This is a genomic window from bacterium (assembly GCA_039961635.1).
Taxonomy (GTDB): domain Bacteria; phylum 4484-113; class 4484-113; order JAGGVC01; family JAGGVC01; genus JABRWB01.
The window spans coordinates 1-19,139 of sequence record JABRWB010000047.1 but is presented as its reverse complement, the minus strand read 5'-3'; the positions used below and the strand labels follow the sequence as shown (position 1 = coordinate 19,139).

General features: G+C 60.7%; 14 protein-coding genes. 10 read left to right on the top strand and 4 right to left on the bottom strand.

All coding sequences use genetic code 11. The features are described from left to right. Window positions 1–343: 343 nt before the first annotated feature. Window positions 344–2,590 (bottom strand): response regulator, encoded by a 2,247-nt coding sequence (locus HRF49_07520; protein ID MEP0814497.1) that lies wholly within the window; start codon window positions 2,588–2,590, stop codon window positions 344–346. 114 nt (window positions 2,591–2,704) lie between these two features. Here HRF49_07520 and HRF49_07515 point away from each other — a divergent pair, with 114 nt between their 5' ends. The 9 genes from HRF49_07515 (at window position 2,705) to HRF49_07475 (ending at window position 14,300) form a co-directional block, all read left to right on the top strand. Then, the gene (locus HRF49_07515; protein MEP0814496.1) at window positions 2,705–3,640 is read left to right on the top strand and encodes a TIGR01777 family protein; all 936 of its coding nucleotides are present in this window, start codon (window positions 2,705–2,707) and stop codon (window positions 3,638–3,640) included. Window positions 3,641–3,687: 47 nt separating this feature from the next. Further along, window positions 3,688–6,756: a hypothetical protein gene (locus HRF49_07510; GenBank protein ID MEP0814495.1), complete on the top strand. Its 3,069-nt coding sequence runs from the start codon at window positions 3,688–3,690 to the stop codon at window positions 6,754–6,756. Window positions 6,757–6,837: 81 nt separating this feature from the next. Next, window positions 6,838–8,145 carry an NAD(P)/FAD-dependent oxidoreductase gene (locus HRF49_07505; protein MEP0814494.1) on the top strand — a complete coding sequence of 436 codons (1,308 nt, stop codon included), beginning with the start codon at window positions 6,838–6,840 and terminating at the stop codon, window positions 8,143–8,145. 46 nt (window positions 8,146–8,191) lie between these two features. Beyond that, the gene (gene corA, locus HRF49_07500) at window positions 8,192–9,295 is read left to right on the top strand and encodes a magnesium/cobalt transporter CorA (protein ID MEP0814493.1); all 1,104 of its coding nucleotides are present in this window, start codon (window positions 8,192–8,194) and stop codon (window positions 9,293–9,295) included. 67 nt (window positions 9,296–9,362) lie between these two features. Next, window positions 9,363–10,748: a Trk system potassium transporter TrkA gene (gene trkA, locus HRF49_07495; GenBank protein ID MEP0814492.1), complete on the top strand. Its 1,386-nt coding sequence runs from the start codon at window positions 9,363–9,365 to the stop codon at window positions 10,746–10,748. Then, entirely contained in the window at window positions 10,745–12,208 is a 1,464-nt protein-coding gene (locus tag HRF49_07490; GenBank protein ID MEP0814491.1) for a TrkH family potassium uptake protein, read from the top strand. Before trkA ends, HRF49_07490 begins: the two co-directional genes overlap by 4 nt. Window positions 12,209–12,242: 34 nt before the next feature. Then, window positions 12,243–13,175 (top strand): EamA family transporter, encoded by a 933-nt coding sequence (locus tag HRF49_07485; protein ID MEP0814490.1) that lies wholly within the window; start codon window positions 12,243–12,245, stop codon window positions 13,173–13,175. 71 nt (window positions 13,176–13,246) lie between these two features. Continuing rightward, window positions 13,247–14,011, top strand: a complete 765-nt coding sequence (locus tag HRF49_07480) for an SOS response-associated peptidase (protein MEP0814489.1) — start codon at window positions 13,247–13,249, stop codon at window positions 14,009–14,011. Continuing rightward, complete coding sequence (locus HRF49_07475; protein MEP0814488.1) at window positions 13,998–14,300, top strand: cupin domain-containing protein; 303 nt, start codon at window positions 13,998–14,000, stop codon at window positions 14,298–14,300. The genes HRF49_07480 and HRF49_07475 overlap by 14 nt, the downstream gene beginning before the upstream one ends. Before the next feature lie 82 nt (window positions 14,301–14,382). Here HRF49_07475 and HRF49_07470 read toward each other — a convergent pair whose 3' ends face one another. The 3 genes from HRF49_07470 to selD form a co-directional block, all read right to left on the bottom strand. Then, entirely contained in the window at window positions 14,383–15,699 is a 1,317-nt protein-coding gene (locus HRF49_07470) for an ABC transporter permease (GenBank protein ID MEP0814487.1), read from the bottom strand. Continuing rightward, window positions 15,696–16,640, bottom strand: a complete 945-nt coding sequence (locus HRF49_07465; protein ID MEP0814486.1) for an ABC transporter ATP-binding protein — start codon at window positions 16,638–16,640, stop codon at window positions 15,696–15,698. The genes HRF49_07470 and HRF49_07465 overlap by 4 nt, the downstream gene beginning before the upstream one ends. Window positions 16,641–16,743: 103 nt before the next feature. Beyond that, on the bottom strand, window positions 16,744–17,748 hold the full coding sequence (selD, locus tag HRF49_07460; protein MEP0814485.1) for a selenide, water dikinase SelD: 1,005 nt from the start codon (window positions 17,746–17,748) through the stop codon (window positions 16,744–16,746). 227 nt (window positions 17,749–17,975) lie between these two features. Here selD and HRF49_07455 point away from each other — a divergent pair, with 227 nt between their 5' ends. Beyond that, window positions 17,976–18,725 (top strand): competence/damage-inducible protein A, encoded by a 750-nt coding sequence (locus HRF49_07455; protein MEP0814484.1) that lies wholly within the window; start codon window positions 17,976–17,978, stop codon window positions 18,723–18,725. The last annotated feature ends 414 nt before the right edge of the window (window positions 18,726–19,139 follow it).

Genomic DNA, 19,139 nt, shown 5'->3' with positions numbered 1-19,139 from the left:
TGGCAATCCCAGCCCCCCCCCATGACCAGATTTGTCAGCCGCTTAACCATCTGCGCTGCCTCCAAGAGTATTGAGTTTTGCTATCGAAACAGGGGCGCGGAAGTCCCTCCGCTCTGCGGATCTTGTCCTTGCGTCCCTTATTCTTCTTGTCATAGCTCCGCCTCCGGCGGATAGTCCGCGGCCGTCCGAAGCCGTTCGCGTGCATTATACCCCGATCCGCGGGTAAAATCACGCGCGAGGCATAATCAGGCGCGGGGGAGGTCACACGCGGGGAAGTTTTTTCGGGAATCTCGTAATTATATCGGAATACAGGTACGCAATTACCGGCATTTAACAGGCTGGATCAATCCGCGGTGACCAGCCCCTCCGAGATCGCCAGTCTTGTCAGCCCGGCCACCGAGCGCTCGCCCAGTTTTTCCATTACGTGCGTCCGGTGCGTCTCGACCGTCTTGGCGCTTATTTTCAGCCGCGCCGCAACCTGTTTCGTGTTGAGTCCCTCCGCCAGCAGGCGAAGAACTTCCCTTTCCCGCTTCGTCAACGACGAAAGCTTGCTTTCCCTGCGCGGCGCCTCCCCCTCGCCGCGCTCCTCTCCCCCCCCGGAAACGTACTTCATCGCCACGCGGTCGGTGAGACCGGGGCTTAAGAACGTAAGGTTGGCGTGCACGACGCGGATAGCCTGCGAGAGGTCGTCCTGCGCGCAGTCCTTAAGCAGGTAGCCGGTCGCGCCGGCGCGCAGCATCTCGACGACGTACTGCCCGTCCGCGTGCATCGAAAGCCCGATTACGCGTATTTGAGGCTCGTCCGCAAGTATCCGGCGCGTCGCCTCTATCCCGCTCATTCCCGGCATTGCAACGTCCATCACGACGACGTCCGGCTTCAGCTCGCGTGCCCTTTCGATGGCTTCCTTTCCGTCCGACGCCTCGGCGACGACGCGGAAATCGCTCTCCTTTTCCAAAAGGGACTTGAATCCGGCGCGCGTCAGTTGCTGGTCGTCCACTATCATGATTTTGATCGGCTCGCGGGCGGCCGCCGTTTCCGCGCCGTTCGCAGGTATCGCGGACGCCGCGTTCGCGGTTCCAACCGCGATGTCCTGTCCCAACGGAGCGGCGATTGTTATTTTCGTTCCTTTTCCTGGAGACGATTCTATTTTCACATCCGCTCCGAGGTGCGACAGCCTTTCCCTCGCTCCGAACAGACCCCATCCCCTTCCGTCCTTCGCGGCAAGGCCCGCGCGCGCGTCGAATCCCACTCCGTCATCGGCGACGCAGATATGAAGCGTGCCGCTCTCCGCGCTCACGTTAACCGACGCCCTGGACGCCTTCGAATGCTTGCCGATGTTGACAAGGAATTCTCGAACGGCTTGAAAAATCTCAACGCGCACATCTTCGCCCAAGGGCTTGGCGCTGCGGTCGTCGCTGAAATAGCATGGGATGCCGTAGTTGCTTTCAAGCTGGTGCGTCAGCCATTCAAGCGCCGCGCCCAGCCCAAGTTCGTGCAGCACGGGCGGGCAAAGCTCGAACGTGATGTTGCGCGCCGCGTCTATCGTGCCCTCCACGAGCTTGATCAAATCCGCGATTCGGGCGTCGCGTTTCTCTTTGGCAAGCTCCGAGAGTTTGAATTTGATCCCCGCCATCGTGTGGCCGATTTCGTTGTGAAGCTGCTGCGCGATCCGCCGCCGTTCGCGTTCGCCGGTCAGCGCGAGTTCACTTGCAAGCGACCGCAGCCGCTCCTGGTATTCGACTATTCTCTGGCTCGCGCGGTGGTTCAGCACGACGCGGCCGACCGCGGCGCAAATGCTGTCCAAAAGGTGGTGCTCTTCCGGAAGGAACGGCTCTCCCCCCCCGGGGTTTTCCGAGTAGCCGACCACGATTTCGCCCGCGCCGTCGCCGTTCAAGACGATCTGGCGGCGCATTTCGAATTTTCTTTCGGCGGCCGAGCCGCTCGCGAACGTTTTGCCGCCGATCGAAATCGTCGCCGAGCATAAATCCGGATACTGCCACGCCGGCGGAATAAGCTCCGCGACGGACTGCAAAAATTCGTCCAAATCCAGCGGCTGTCGCTCGCCCAGGCGCGAAATTCCGTACAGGCAGGCCAGCTCTTTCACGCGCTCGCCGAGCTGGTGGCCGCGCACTTCCAGCTCGAGCTTCGCTTTGCGCGACTCGGTTATGTCGAATCCGGTGGCGACGACGAACTCGATTCCTCCGTCCGCGTTCCTAAGCGCGGTGTTGCTCCACTTGATCAAGCGCCGCTCGCCGTTCTTTGCGGTCCAGTGGCGCTCATGGGTTTCGGGAAAGCCGCGCGCGATAAGCTCGAAATAAAACTCCCTGACCGAATCCGCCTCGGCCGGCGGATTGGCGACTTCCCACAGCCTTCGCCCGACTGCCTCCTTTGCGGGAACGCCAGTCAGCTCCTCGCAAGTCCGGTTCCAGATGAGAATTCTTCCTTGAGCGTCGAGAACCGCGATAAGCGCGCCCGCGGTGTCCAAAATCGCGGCCAGGACGTCGCGCGCGGACGGATCGAGGCCGGGCGCGCGCTCCCCGCCCGCGCCCTCGCCGCTTAAGTCCGGCATTTCCGATTTGCGCTTGGACATCGTGAAAAGTTTAGCACCGGACGTACCGAATGGCCTCCGCCGAAGAGAGCGCTACTTATTTCGCAATCTTTGGTATTGTGAATCCAGCGGCGCGGACGGCGCTGTTGGAAAAAAATGAAAGTCGCCATTTCCGGTGCGGGCGGTTTCATCGGCTCGGCGCTTTGCGATCGGTTCCGCGGGCGCGGGTGGGATATTTCGCGGCTTACGCGCGTCCGGCCCGCGGCGGACGACGCCTCTCAAATATACTGGAATCACGAAACCGGCGAAATCGAAGCCGCGAAGCTCGAAGGCATCGACGCGGTAGTCCATCTCGCGGGCAAAAGCCTCGCATCGGGAAAATGGACGCCGAAATCAAAGGAAGAATTCCGCCGGAGCAGGATCGACGGAACACTACTCGTCGCCAAAACGCTTGCCGGGCTGGCGGACAAACCGAAAGTGCTCGTCTGCGCGTCGGCGACGGGATACTACGGCCCCGGCAATCCGCTCACGTCCCACCAATTCCTGGGCGAGCCGCTGGACGAGTCCGCGCCCGCGGGATTCGGATATCTCGCGGAGCTTTGCCGCGACTGGGAGGCCGCGGCCGAACCCGCGCGCGCCGCGGGAATCCGCGTCGTGAACGTTCGGATCGGATTCGTAATCTCCCCGCGCGGCGGCACGCTTCGCCAGATGCTTCTTCCGTTCCGGCTCGGCCTGGGCGGAAACTTCGCGTCGGGAAAACAAGTGATGAATCTGATATCGCTGACCGATTTGGTTTCGATATTCGCGTTCGCAATCGAAAACGATTTCATGGAAGGCGCGATCAACGGCGTGTGCCCCGCGCCGCTGACCAACGCGCAGTTCACGCGCGCGATGTCCCGCGTTATTCGCCGCCCCGCGTTCTGCCATGTGCCCGCGTTTGTGCTCAAAGCGATAGCGGGCGAGCTTGCGGAGTTCATAATCGCGGGCGAGCCGCCGGTCGTGTCGTCCCGCCTTGCCGCGGCTCGGTTCAAATTCCTTTGCCCGGACGCGGAAAAAATCCTGGAATTCGAGATTTCCGGGAGAATTCCCTAACACCGAGGTATAATCTCTCCGGCAAATCCATTTCGCGGAGGGGCGAAATGCGGACTTATATTGGTTATTTCACATTCACCGCTGCGCTTTGCGCGGCGATTCTGGTTGCTGCCCTTCCCGGCTGCAAGGCCACTTCCAAGCACATTCCGGCGGCTCCGGCAGGCTTGTCGCAACCGGGCGCGCTCTCAACCGGTGCGCCGGGAGGCAGCACCGCGGGAATTTCCGTCCCGCCGGAAGGCATCACCGATGTGAGCGGGCTTCCGCCTAGGCTGCAGAGGCTGTTCGACGACCCGATCTGGAACGCGCCCGCGCCGCCGCCGGCGGAGTGGGACGTCCCGCCGCCGCCCGAATTCGACATCGCGGAAGCCATCGAGCGCGCAAAAACGCTTCAGTTTCTGCCGCGGAACGCGGACGCGCGCACCGCCTCGTACAAGGACGGCCAGGATCCGGGCGATCCCGCCAAGGGGCAGCTCGATCCGGCCGAGGCCGCGCTACGGTTCGACATCGGCTACAACGGCGATCCGGACGAGGACGGGATAGACAACCTGATCGAAAGATTCGACGGCGTTCATCCGCCCATGGTTTGGAATCTGGCCGCGGTCGGCTCGGCGAAGCGGACGAATCCGCAGTGGCGGGCGAACGGCGACAACCGGTACGCGATATTCCAGCTTTTCGGCCAGTCTTCATCCGAGTTAATAGAGCTTTCGTACAAGGTGCCGGCGGCCGACCCCGATACGGACGAGGCATACAAGATCGAGGGGCACAACGTATCCCTGTGGAATCTCGAAACGGGGTTGGAGGAAAACGGCTCACCGGTAAATGCCTGGGCCTGGTACGACCTGTTCACCGCTGCGAAATCAAACGAGATGCCGATAGACAACAGCTATACCTACGACGACACGACCGGATTCATCCAGCATTTCGAAGGTTTGATAAGCAACGGCGCGGCGGGGGTGGACTACGACGAAGCGTACATAATCCGGCTGGACACCACCGAGTTCGACACGATCCAGGAGGATTGGATTGATCGCGCGAAAGCTGAGCTGCTTCTGGGATCGCAGGGCAATCCAGCGGTAAAGGCGATGATTTCCATCCCCGTCTTCGGCGCGATCGCGAAGGCGTACAGTGATTTGCAGCCCGCGGTGGACGGCATGGACAATCCGCTGCCGCCGTATACCGGATGGCTGGGATTTCCGCTTTGGCAGTTGCAGGATTACAACGGCGGCAGGCCGCTCGTGGACGAGCGCGGTGTGTACCGGCTGTTCGGCCAGCACTTCTTCCACGGATTCATCTACTGGAAGGATTACCTGGATTCATCGCTGAACGACCAGGTCTATCCGTATGTATACAACGGCACGACGGTCGCGGATAAAGACGGCAGTTACGTTCGATACACGACCGGGCCGATAGAATACGGACTGGCGGGACCGGTGGGGGTGATGGCGATTGCGGATGATTATGTCCCGTTATATTCTTTCGATGTTGAACAAAGCGAACCAGTAACATTCTACGCCTTTGCATGGGGGGGAGGCGACGGCGAGTATAGCGACTTCCTGTGGAATTTCAGAGACGGCACAGTCGCGATTGGGCAACGAGTTCAGCACAGCTTTTCGGAAGTCGCAAGGTATTCCCCAAGGTGTTTAGTGATCAACAACGATGATGCGACGCCTCCCCTTTCGGCTCCCGCCAGGAGCCAGGACTATGCAGTATTCGATTTGCCTTCTGTTTCAGTCATATATCCAAGCGTTGGACATGGAGAGCCAAGGGGTAGCGCGTGCATCGTAAACGAGGACGAAAACAACGACGACTATCTTGCATTCCAGGATGCGCTGCTTGCACTTGGAGTCGATTTTGAATTGATTCAGGCCGATCCGGAACTTTCAGATTTGGAACCATGGTTGGAACCATGGTCAATGACTTTCTGGGCCAACAGCGCAACCCCGGGCGAGGGTACGGGTCAGGAAATGGACTTTACGGATCGCGATGTTCAGGTGATAAAGCAATATTGCGAAAACGGCGGTAACTGGATCACTTTTCTTGCCAATCCGTACTATTGCGACGGGATCGGCCGCATCGGAGCGGGAAATGACGATTTCGAAGCGCTGCTTGGAATCGAGGCTGGCTCGGAATGGAACGGCTGGGCAAACGGTAGCGCTGATTTTTCGGCTCTTACAGTCAATTATCCGATAAATCAGCCAAATCTGATTTCACAAATCAGGTATTCCAAAGGCCCGGGATGGTACGGCCCTAACTACTGGCATTGGGGAACTGCCAATAATTACAAAGAACTGGTTTTGGCGCCGTTGACGTTTCGCATACTGGATGCGCCCCATCCATCGGGCGCGATATCCGGACTTGCACATGACAATAACGGCGACGATAATGATGGCGGATGGGCGGCGTGGATAGGCGTGGAGTTTTTCACGATTGAAAGCACAGGTCCGTATGTTGGAACCAGAATTGATTTTCTCGAGAACATCATCAACTTCATGTGCCCGTGGCTATTCAGTGATCTCGGCAATTGGGACGGCTACGACGGCGAGTTCGAAATCGCGTCGGTGACCGCGCACGCATTCGCGCCCGACGGGACGTTCGAGGGTGGCGACGGTTCCGACGGCGAATCGGGATTCGACCAGTACAACGACGGGGCCGGCACGGTTTATCACGATCTGACTATGGTTCCGCCCGACGACGGTTGGGTCTATCTTTCGCTCGTGATTCACGGCCCGCAGTACGGCGATCAGGCCGACTGGCAAATCCGGATCGACTGGCGCGACGGCTCGCCGCAGACGATCGCTTCGGGCGATTCCGGTATAGACACGTACGAATTCCGCCACCATTACGCCGCAGGAATCGCTCCCGGCGTGAACGCGATGACGCTTCCGGGATATCCCGGCAACAACCCGGACGCGATTTACGACGGCTCGGCGGGCGATCCGCTGTATCCCGATCTCGGCGAGCTTGCGGCCGACGCGGGAATCCCCGGCAAGCCCGCGGCGATCTCGGTTTACGCGTGGGACGGATTTGCGGGGGGGGAATACGACTTCCTTCCCGAGGAAACGGACGGCACGCCGCGGCACGCGAGCGTGTGGGGGGTCAAGGTCGGGATTAAATAGCTGATTTTGCTTTCGTTGTGAACAGCTTCCCAATCGGGCGCCTTTCCGATATCTGTTCCACCGTGCGATACTTAGCTGCGGATGTCCGGAAAGGCCAATCAAAACGACCACCACGTCGTCATCGTCGGCGGCGGGTTCGGCGGGCTTCATGCGGCCCGCAGGCTCGCCGGCGCCCGCGGCGTGCGCGTCACGCTCGTGGACAGGCGCAACTTCCACCTTTTCCAGCCGCTGCTTTACCAGGTGGCGACGGGCGGGCTTTCGCCGGCGAACATCGCGGCGCCGATTCGCGCGGTGCTCAAGCGAGCCGAAAACATCAGCGTGATTCTGGGCGAGGCGACCGGAATAGATGTGAAAAACCGCCGCGTCGTATTGTCGGACGGCGAGCTGGAGTATGACTCGCTGATTCTCGCTACGGGTCTCGAAAACAACTACTTCGGCCATCCCGAGTGGGAGCGCATCGCTCCCGGACTTAAGACCATCGAGGACGCTACGCGGATGCGCAGCCGCATACTGTCCGCCTTCGAAATGGCGGAAAAGGGGACGGACGCGGCAAAGATGCGCGCGTACCTTACGTTCGTGATAATCGGCGGCGGGCCGACCGGCGTGGAGCTTGCCGGCGCGCTGGCCGAAATCGCGCACCATACGCTTCGGCGCGACTTCCGGCGGATCAATCCCGCGGACGCGAAGATAATCCTCGTCGAAGCGTCGCCGCGATTGCTTTCCGCGTTTCCCGAAAAACTCTCGCGGCTCGCGGAGCGCGCACTCGTTCGCCTGGGCGTAGAAGTTAGAACGAATTCGCGGGCGATCGAAATAACGGAAGAGCATGTCGTAATCAAATCCGGCGATGCGGAGACCAAAATCCCCGCGCGAACCATCCTTTGGGGCGCGGGGATAAAAGGCTCGCCGCTGGGCGCGGAGATCGCGCGCCAGACGGGGGTGGAGATGGACAAGGCGGGGCGCATCGTCGTCCACGAGGACTTGTGGATTCCCGGCTTCCCCGAAATATTCGTAATAGGCGACCTGGCGCACTCCCGTGACGGAAAAGGGCGCGAGCTTCCCGCGGTCGCGCAGGTCGCGATGCAGCAGGGCGACTATGCCGCCAGGCACATCCTGAACCGGCTTGCCGGTCGAGCGACCCCGCCATATCGCTACATGGATTACGGCCGGATGGCCACCATCGGCCGCCGCCAGGCGGTCGCCGATTTCCACTTCATCCGGTTCAACGGATTCTTTGCGTGGCTAGCCTGGCTGTTCATCCATCTCATCCATCTCGTTCTTTTCGACAACAAAATGCTTGTGATGTTCCAGTGGGCGTGGAGCTACCTGACTTTCAACCGCAGCGCGCGGCTGATAACGAACGATCGGGATTCGGGTGGACACAGCGGCTAAGTTCCATCCGCTAAAATAGCGCTTTCTTGCTTCAAGGGGAAAGCGAATGGGGTTGAAATTCAGACGTCCGAAGCTTCACAAATTTGAAATCGAGCGCAGGCACGCGCCGGGCACCGCGCCCGGCACACTATCCGTTGATCCGGAGGCGCGCCCGACAACGATTTCTGTCATCGCCTACAGCCCGGACGCGTTCATCGAAGAAAAGATAGAGGACGCCTCGCGCATCGAGGAGTTACGAGCGGAATTTCCGGTGATCTGGGTTGACATCGCCGGGCTGGCGGATCACGACAAGCTGGTAGCTGTCGCCCGAATTTTCGGGCTTCACGGCCTTGCGCTTGAAGACGTTGTCCATACCCACCAGCGAAGCAAGGCGGAGGACTACGGCGACCATCTTTTCGTCGTCGCGCGAATGATAAAGCTGCATCCCGAACACCACGAGGTCGAGACAGAACAACTATCCGTGTTCGTGGGAGAAAGTTTCGTAGTGACATTTCAGGAGGAAATCGGCGACTGCTTCGATCCGATCCGTGAAATGCTGCGGCACGGGCGCGGCAAGCTGCGCGGCCTTAAGGCGGATTACCTTGCGTACTCGCTCGTAGACGCGGTGATTGACGGCTACTTTCCGGTACTCGAGCACATCGGCGAGGAGTTGGAGGAACTCGAGGACGAAACGCTTCACAAGCCGGATACGACGACGATAGCGGACATCAACCATGTCAAGCGCAGCCTGGTCACGATAAGGCGCGCGGTATGGCCGCTCAGGGAGGTCGTGAACGTTCTGTTGCGCGATCCGACGGACATTTTCGGCGAGGAAACGCGGCTGCACATGCGCGACTGCTACGACCATGCCGTCGGAATCATTGATCTGGTAGAAAGCTACCGCGAAGTGTCGTCCGGACTTATAGACATGTATTTGTCGAGCGTGTCGAATCGGATGAACGAGATAATGAAAGTGCTCACCATGATCGCGACGATATTCATTCCGATTACTTTCATTGCCGGGATTTACGGAATGAACTTCGACACCGAGGCTTCACCGTACAACATGCCGGAGCTAGGTTTGAAATACGGTTACCTGTTTTTCTGGGGAGCGATTTTGCTGGTGTCGGTACTAATGGTCGCATTTTTCAAGAGGAAAAAATGGCTTTAGCGAAAAACACGTTACTCCGCTCTGATAAACTATTCTGCCTCGTTTCGGGGTACTTTCCGGTTTCGCCATGGATATCATAATTGCCGGCGCGGGCGAAGTTGGCTTTCACCTTGCTAAGCAACTCGCCGCCGAGAACCACAACGTGACGGTGGTGGACTCCGACGAGCGGGGCATCGAACGCGTCCAAAACGAGCTGGACGTGAACGCGCTCGCGGGCAACGCCGCGTCCGCGGTCGTGCTCGAAAAGGCCGAAGTGGCCGGATGCGAGCTTTTCCTCGCGATGACCGACCGCGACGAGGTGAACATGCTCTCGGCGCTCATCGCCAAGCGGCTGGGGGCAAAGCGAACCGTGGCGCGAATCCGCCGCCAGGAGGACTTGGTCGGCCGCCAGCGGTTTTACCGCAACCTTTTGGGAATTGACCTCGTCGTCAATCCCGACCGGCTGACCGCGCAGGAGATAAAGAAGCTGGTTAAGGAAGCCGGCTCGGCGGGTGTGGAGGACTACGCGTACGGCCAGGTTCACCTGCGGCGGGTCGCGGTCAAGCCGGGCAGCCCGATCACGAAGAAGCCGCTAAAGGACGTCAAGCTGCCTGCGGGGATTTTGATAGCGGCAATTATCCGAGGCGCGGAGATAATCATCCCGAGCGGCAACGACCAGGTGGCGGGCGGCGACCACATCATCGCCATAACAACGAGGGAGACGCTTGCCGCAATCCGCAAGCTCGTCGGCGAGTGCGAGCTTGTAACAAAGCGCGTGATGATCGCGGGCGACAGCCACATTGCGGAGGAAATCGCGGCAAGCCTGGCCAACCTTCCGATCGAGGTCAAGCTGATTGCGTCCGACAGGCGGCGCGCGTTCGAGATTTCCGAGGCTCACGCCCACGTCCAAGTTGTGGAGGGCGATTGCCGCAGCATGCCCTTCCTCAAGGAGGAGCACATCGAGCTGACCGATATATTCGTCGCGGCGACCGAAGCCGACGAAGTTTCCGTAATGAGCGCGCTGCTTGCCAAGGAGGGGGGGGCGAAGGAAGTCGTCGCCGTCGTAAACAAGCGCGAATACCTGCAAATCACGCACAGGCTGCAGCTTGACGTCGTGCTGTCGCCGCGGCTTCTGGCGGTCAACAAGATTTTGAAATTCGTCCGTTTCGGCAACATCAACTCGATTTCACTCATCGGTGAAGGCGAGGCGGAGATCATCGAGTTCACGGCGGTCGCGAATTCGCGGGGAGTCGGCAAGCCGCTTAAGTCGCTGGCGCTGCCGAGGGGATCGATCGTGGGCGCGATCGTCAAAGAGCACGAGGTCGTGATTCCACGCGGCGACGACACAATCGAAGGCGGGGACAGCGTAATTCTTTTCACGCTGGCCGAAAACATTAAGTCAATTGAAAAATTGTTCGGCGCGCTCGCGGTGAACGGCGCAAACTCAGGGCTGGCAGCTCCACAGGAAGCATGAATCTTTACATTACCAGCCGGATAATGGGGCAGCTTCTCTTTGCGCTGGCCGTGGCCGAATTGTTCCCGCTGGTCTGTGCGGCGATTTACGGTGAAACGCGCATCGTGATCGCGTTCGTGTGGAGCATAGCGGCGGCGGCGTCCGCGGGTGCGATGCTTTTTTTCATCGGCGGACTCAGGAAGGAGGAGATATTCAGAAAGGAAGCCCTTTTCATCGTCGGTGCGGGATGGGTTCTTGCCGGGCTTTTGGGCGCGCTTCCATTTGTCATTTCCGGGCAAATGCATTATGTGGATGCGGTCTTCGAGACGATAAGCGGATTCACGACCACAGGCGCGAGCATTCTTACCGATGTCGAAACGGTTCCGAAGGGATTGCTGTTCTGGCGCTCGTTCACGCACTGGCTTGGCGGCATGGGAATAGTAGTTTTGTTCATCGCGGTGCTGCCGACGCTTGGCGTCGGCGGCAAGCACCTTTACCACGTCGAGGCGCCGGGTCCGGCGGCTGAAGGTCTGCGCCCGAAGATCAGGGACACCGCGGGTATTCTGTGGAAAATCTATTTGGGGCTGTCAATCGCCGAAGTCCTTTTGCTGTTGCTCACGGGAATGCCGCTTTTCGATGCACTGTGCCACACTTTCGGCACGATGGCGACCGGCGGATTTTCGACGAAAAATGCGAGCATCGGCTATTACAATTCGGTTTCAGCAGCAGCCGGGGTTTCCGTAACCATAATCGTGACGATTTTTATGTTTCTGGCGGGAGCCAACTTCAGCCTTTATTATCAGGCGCTCAAGAAAAAATGGCTGTTTTTCAAAGATTCCGAGTTTAAAGCATATCTTGGAATATTCCTTGCCGCATTGTTCGCTATTTACTGCACGCTTCTCCTGTCGGGTACACACTCCAACGGGTTCAAGGCGTTTCTTGACAGCGCGTTCCAGACATCCAGCATTATGACCACTACGGGCTACGCGACGGCGGATTTCAACATGTGGCCTTCGGTCGCCCGCGCGATTTTGATACTTCTCATGTTCTTCGGCGGCTGCGCGGGCAGCACCGGAGGCGGAATGAAAATAGTAAGGGTAATAATCCTTGCGAAATGGGCCTGGCGAAGCATCGTTCACTCGTTCCGCCCTCAGTCGGTCATGCACATCAAGCTCGGCAAGCTCGCGGTGGATCGCGACGTCGAGGAGCAAACGGTCGGATTCGCGATCGTTTTCATCGCGATTTTCTCGCTCGGCACGCTTTTCATCGCCGCGTTCGGGCACGACCTCGTGACGAGTTATTCGAGCGTGATAGCCTGCCTAGGAAACATCGGGCCGGGACTGGGCCAGGTGGGGCCGATGGTGAATTATTCGTTCTTTTCGCCGATTGAAAAGATATTTCTAACGTGGTGCATGCTCGTCGGCCGTCTCGAAGTGTTCCCGATGCTCGTCGCGTTCGCCCCGGGATTTTGGAAAAAGTAGAGCTCCTTCAGCCAAGGCCGTGAAACCGGCATTAATGGCGCGCAAATCGCCGTTTATAATCCCCCCCGTGTCTATTCCCCTCACCGGCGCGCTGGCGCTTCTGGGCCGCACCGTCGGCCTCGGCGTCGAGCGGCCGTCCATCAAGGCGCTCGGTAAGGGCCGCGACTCGATCGCGGCGACAACGGTCTACTTCGGCCTTGGCGAACTTCTGCTTTTGCCTCTGGTAGCCTGGCAATGGGCCACGCCGCCGGGCTACGCGGCGGACATCGGCGCGTGGATACTCCCCGCGCTCGCGTCGGGCGCGATTTACGCGGTCGCGTTCAACACCTACGTGTGGGGGATGAGCATCGGCGAAGTGAGTTACCTTTCGCCGCTGTACGCGTCGATGTTCGTGTTTCTGTATGCGATGGACCTGCTCGCGGGGAACGCGAAGTTCGGACTGCTTCCCGCCGCTGGAGTGGCCGCGGTCGCGCTTGGCGTGATTTTGCTCCAGATCGAGCCGGGCAGGCGCGTCCTCGAAATCCTCAATCCGCTGAACGTACTGCGGCGGCCCGGCGCGGTCGGAATGCTGATTTACGCGTTCGGGCTGGCGCTTGGACGGATAATAGACAAAAGCGCGGCGGACGTCGCGCCGCCGGTGCTGTACGCGTTCGTGGACAACGCGCCATGCGTCATTGCGGGAATCGCGATTCTCGCGTTCCGCGGGCGCGCGGGGCTGATCGCGCGGCTCGCGCGGGAGCGCTTCTGGATCGCGGCGATCGGCGCGTTCGCAGGGATGTACGCGTACGTGTTGATGCTCGTCGCGCTGGACTTTTTCCCGCCGAGCGTCGTCGAGCCGGTGACGCAGATGAGCGTGTTCATCGCGATCGCGCTGGGCGGTATCTGGTTCAAGGAACCGGTGCGCGCGCGGTGGCTGCCCGCGGCGCTCGTCGTCGCGGGCGCGGCGATACTTATGGCGTCGCGGTGATTCGGGAGTGCGCCGGATTGCCTGCGCCTCGGCGGGAGCAAGCTCCCGCAATCCCAAAGGAAGGTGAATCTATGTGCGGTAGATACACGCTGGTGACCGACCTGAAGCTCCTGGCGGAGCACTTCGGGTTCGCCGCGGACGAAATGCGCGCGGCGGGCGCGGACAACGTTCGCCCGCGGTACAACATCGCGCCCAGCCAGGACGCGGCGGTCGTGATCGCGCCCGCGGACTCGCAGAAACCGGCACTGCCCGGCGACGAGATGACGGTGCTGGTCGGCCCGGAGCGCAGGCTTGTCATGATGCGATGGGGGCTTGTCCCCGCCTGGGCGAAGGACGAGAAGATCGGCGACAAGATGATAAACGCGCGCGCGGAGACCGTCGCGGAAAAGCCGTCCTTCAAAAACGCGCTCAAGTCCCGTCGGTGCCTGATTCCGGCGGATGGATTTTACGAGTGGACGCAGACGAGCTACGGGCGAAAGGCGCCGATCCGGTTCACGATGAAGGACGGGCGGCCGTTCGCGATGGCGGGGCTGTACGAAACCTGGAAGCGGCCGGAAGGCGACGTGCTTTTCAGCTTCACGATTATCACGACCGAGGCGAACGAGGTGCTTCGGCCGTACCACCACAGAATGCCGGTAATCATTCCGCCGGAGCGGTACGCGCTATGGCTCGATACGAACGTCACAGACACGGAAAAGTTGCAAAAAATGCTTCTGCCATACCCGGCGGATGAAATGCGCGGGTATAAAGTATCGAGCGCTGTAAATTCGCCGAGGAACGATGTACCAGAGTGCATCGAGGAGAAACCAGATGAACGAGGGGATGGCCGAGCCTAGGATCGACTTGGAGCGCGTCGAACGGGACTGGACGGCGCGCGGCTACACGTTCGGGCGGTTCACCGACCTGCCGGGCCGCGAGTGGAAGGACTACGCGCATTCGACCGACGAGGTGATGATGGTCGTCGAGGGCGAAGTGGAGGTGGAGCTTGCCGGGCGCAAGTTCACCGCGAGGCCGGGCGAGGAAATCAACATCCCCGCGGGCGAGCCGCATTCGATCCGCAACGTCGGCCCGAGCGTCGCGCGGTGGATAAACGGCTACAAGCGGATGCTGCGCGGGGGAGGGTAATCCGGGTGGCGCAGCGGCAGGTGTATTGAACCTACTTAACATCATTGGTCTTATCTTAATGAATTAAAGACAAATTCAGGATTCACTGCGCGAACCGCTTTGAAAACAGCATCGCGGCGATGCCCGTCAGCGCGATCGCGATTCCGGCCATAACGATGCATTCGAGAGCGATGCCGGACAGCGCCATGTCCCGCCAGAAAATCTTCGTGAACCCGTCCATCGCCCATCCGTTGAACGTGAAGTAGCCGATTTCCTTCATCCATCCGGGCATGAACTCGCGCGGCAGCATGCTCCCCCCAAGCGCGCTCATCGTTAGGATGATCATCGAGGAAACCGCGCCGACCTGCTCCTGCGTCTTGCACAGCGCGGCGAGGAGTATCCCGAACCCGGTCGCCGCAAGCCCGCACAGCGCGCCGAAAACGAGGAGCGCCCAGAAGTGCTCGAATATCTCGACCTTGAAGATAAGCCAGCCGGCGATGAACATCACCCAGGTCTGGAGCGACGCGACGAGAAAGAATGCAACGTATTTGCCGAAGATGAACGCGGCCGGCGTGACCGGCGCGATGAGGATGCGACGCAGCGTCCCGCTTTCGCGCTCGCGCAAAAGCGACGCGCCGCTGGCCGCGACGGTGAAGAGCATCCACATCGTGAGGACGCCCGCCACCTGGTGGCTGAAAACGGGATTGGCTTTCTTTTCGCCGAGCACGTCCACTTTTTCGACGCGGATCAGCGACTCGCCGCCCGCGCCGCCCACGCCGGAACCGGCCCCGCCGGTCATGAATTCGCGGTTTTCGCCCATCCAATTTTGAATCTGCTTAACATATTCGTCGGGGATGCCGAGTTGATTGCCGATAATGCCCATCCCCTCGCCCGCGACGTCCGGCCCGAGCGCCATGAACCCCGCCTGGTAGAGGATTCCCGACACGATTTCGGACGTCACCGGACTCGCGGTATCCGCCAGCACTTCGAGTGTGGGCCTCGCGTCCTCGTTGGCCAGGCTTTCCGCGCTCATCATCCCGGAAACAGATTTTCCGAATCCGGCCGGAATCACAATCGCCGTGGCTAGCCTGCCAGCGCGGATCGCGTCCTCCGCGGACGCGCGCGTCCACGCGGTTTCGATTGCCGTTCCGTCGTCGTTTTTCTTTTTCTCCGTCAGAGAAATCTCTATCGAGCCGAGCTTGGAAAGAAAATCCACTACGCGCTTGGACGCGTCGGACTTGTCCTCGTCCGCGATCGCGGCGTGCGGCTTGTCCATGTCCTCGGTTCCGGCCATCCCGCCGAAAACGATCCCGAAAACCGTCATCACGACGACGGGCACCGCCAAGCTCATCAAAAGCGCGGTCGGCTGGCGGAAATAAAGCCGCAGCGCGGTCAGGGTTATTGCGCCGATTTTTTTCATTCGCCCTCCCGCAGCTTCTTGCCCGTGAGATGGAGGAAAACGCCTTCGAGGTTCGGCTCGATCACCCTCACGCTGGCGATTTCCGCGCCGAAGCGCGAAATCGTCTCGATTATCGAGGGCAGCTTTCCGGACGCGCCGCGGACGCGCATCGTGAGCAAATGGTTCTCGAACGACGGGGAATATTCATTTAGGGAGAGGGAGAGGCTCTCGGCGGATGCGCCGTCTCCGCGCAGCTCGATTTCCAGCCTGTCGTCCTCCGGCCCCAGCGCGATCAGCTCCGCGATCGTCCCTTCCGCGATTATCCTGCCGCCGTCGATTATTCCGACGCGGCCGCACAGCCGCTCGGCCTCTTCCATGTAATGCGTCGTGTAAAGGAAGCTCGTCCCGCGCGATTTCAACTCAAGGACAAGCTCGAAAATGTGGTTGCGCGACTGCGGATCCACTCCCACCGTCGGCTCGTCCAAAAGTACAAGCGGCGGCTCGTGGATGAGGCTCGCGCCGATGTTGAGCCTTCGCTTCATTCCGCCGCTGTAGGTCGCGGCGCGCCGTCCCGCGACGTCCGCGAGTCCGACGAGCGAAAGCACCTCGTCGACGCGGGATTTGAGTTTCGCGCCCGAAAGCCCGTACAGCGTTCCGAAAAACGCAAGGTTCTCGCGGCCGGTGAGTTCCCTGTAAATCGCGACGTCCTGCGGGATCACGCCGAGGAGCGTTTTCGCCGCCGCGGGATTTGCGCGCACGTCGCGGCCGAGCACCGACACCTCGCCCGAATCCGGCTGCAGAAGCGTCGCGATAATCGAAATCGCGGTGGACTTGCCCGCGCCGTTTGGGCCGAGCAGCCCGTACACTTCGCCCGGCGCGACGGAAAACGACAGGCCGGCGAGCGCGCGGACGTCGCCGTAGCTTTTGGTGAGTCCGTTTACGCAAAGCGCGGCATCCGCCATCGGGAAGTGGATAATATCAGAGCGGGGAAAGTTCCGTTTTCAAAACGATAATAAGGGAGCGCCCTGTAGGGCGTATGCGGGCCGAAGCCGGTTTCCTTTAATCCTACAAAGTTATCTTAATGGAAAATGTGGATTTATCCGTTGTCATCCCAATCTTCGCCGCGTGCGCGTCCCCCCCCTCGCGGAGTGCGGCCAGAAGCGCTTCCGTTTTATCCGGCTCGACGCAGATCGCCAGCCCGCCGGAGGTCTGCGCGTCGCACAGCAAAAGCCGCTCGGTTTCTGGCATGTCTTCCGGGAACGAAACGTCCGGTTTGCCGGCTCCCGGCTTCGATTCGCCCGCGGCGTCTCCGGCTCGCAATTCGCCATCCATCAGCGCCTGGTAGTTCCCGACGGTCCCGCCCGGAATCGCGCGCTCCGCTAGAAGCCGCCGCGTCCCTTCGATTAAAGGCACGCTCGCCGCGTCCACTTCAATCGTCACGCCGCTCGCCCGCGCGATCTCCGCGAGGTGGCCGAGCAACCCGTACCCGGTTATGTCGGTCGCGCACTCCGCACCCGCATCAAGCGCGCACTTCGACGCGTGCGAGTTGAGCCGCGACATCCATTTCACCGCTTCCGCGACCTCCTCCGCGCGCGCGATGTCGCGCATCGCGCACGTCGTGATAATCCCCGTGCCGATCGGCTTTGTGAGTACGACGTCCAGCCCCGGCCGCGCCGCGTCGTTGCGCAATATGCGATCCGGATGCACCGTCCCGACGACCGCAAGCCCGAATATCGGCTCCGGGTTTCTGATGCTGTGTCCGCCGAGAACCGCGACGCCCGCTTCCGCGCATTTTTCCACCGCGCCCGCGACGATCGCCGCGACCACATCCGGCGGCACTTTGCCTTTGGGGATGCCGAGGAGGTTCAGCGCGATTAAAGGCTTGCCGCCCATCGCGTACGCGTCCGAGAGCGCGTTCGCCGCCGCGATCCGCCCGTAGTCCGAGGGGTCGTCCACCACCGGCGTGAAAAAGTCGGTCGTGAATATCAGCGCCAGCTCGTCCGAGAGCTTGTACACGCCCGCATCGTCGAACGTGCGCGCGTCCACGACCACGCCCGGCAGCGTGGGCATCGCAATCCCGCGCAGTATCGCCGCAAGGTCAGCCTGACCCAGCTTGCCGGCTCAACCCGCGCAGGACGACAGGCCCGTCAGCCTGAAAAGCGGCTCGGAATTATGCAAGTCCGGCACGGGAGAATTCTAGCATTGCGATTATGGGACTGCGCCGGCTTGCCGGTGCCGGGCCGGTGCCGGCGGGAGCAAGCTCCCGCACTCCCTATCAAGTGCTAAACTCACCTTTTATGCCGCAAAACGAATCCCGTCGGCTCCGCATCGCGCTCGTCGTAGTCGGAAACGAAGTCCTCTCCGGCGACACGCAGGACACGAACGGCCATTACCTCGCCCAGCGCCTCTCCGCGCTCGGCCACGGGCTTTCGCTCATCGTCACGATTCCGGACACGCTCGACGCTTTCCGGGAGTACGTGAAACCTCTTATCCCGAAGTTCGATGTGATCTTCACCAGCGGCGGGATCGGCCCGACCCACGACGACATCACCCGCGAAGCGCTCGCCGATATTTTCGGCGTCGGAATCCGGCCGCACCCGGAAGCGATGCGCGCGCTGGAAGAATTTTACGGCGAGCGCATAAACGACAACGTTCGCCGGATGGCGCATCTGCCGGAGGGCGCGGAGCTTGTCGCGAACGTGCGGACGGGCGCCCCAGGATTCAAAATCGGCAACGTGTACGCTTTCGCGGGCGTGCCCCAGATTTTCCGGGACATGTTCGACGAGGTAGCGCCGAGCCTGGGCGCGCGGCCGTTCACGAAGCTTGAATTGCTCGTGCATATCGGCGAATCGAGATTCGCGGACGTGATGCGCGAGGCCGAGCGAAAATTCCCGGCCGCGCAAATCGGCAGCTATCCGCGCATCGGCGGGGAATACCGGGTGAAGGTCATCGTCAAATCGGAGGACGAAGCACAGGCGAGGGAGTGCATGGAGTTTATAAGAGCGGGCGCGGAGGAAGCGGAAAGGCGGGAAAGCGGAGTGAGATAGCAAGATTGTGAGACAGTGAGGAAGTGGGATAGTGAGGTAGTGATGTAATGAAATTGTGAGCGGGGAGGAAGTTGAAAGGATGAGGCAGATGCGGCCGGGAACACATGCCGTCGAGGAATGCGAAACGCAGTTCCAATCACAATCTTCACAAACGCGTTCCGGCTTCGGCGGCTTTCGACGCGGCGCGCTGCCGCGGCGACGCGGGGCGCGTTCCGGCCCCGCGGAACCTGCGCGCAACCTGCGCGTTCGCGCGCGACGCGCCGGAAATCGAGGGAGTTGAGCGTTGAGAGCTAAAACCGGGAAGCGCGGCCTTTAGGCCGCGGATTTGCGCGGATTCGCGCGGATAAAAGGTGCTCGCCTTGATACAGCGGATCGCGCGGAGTCAAGGAGCGCGGCGTTTACGCCGCGGTTCGC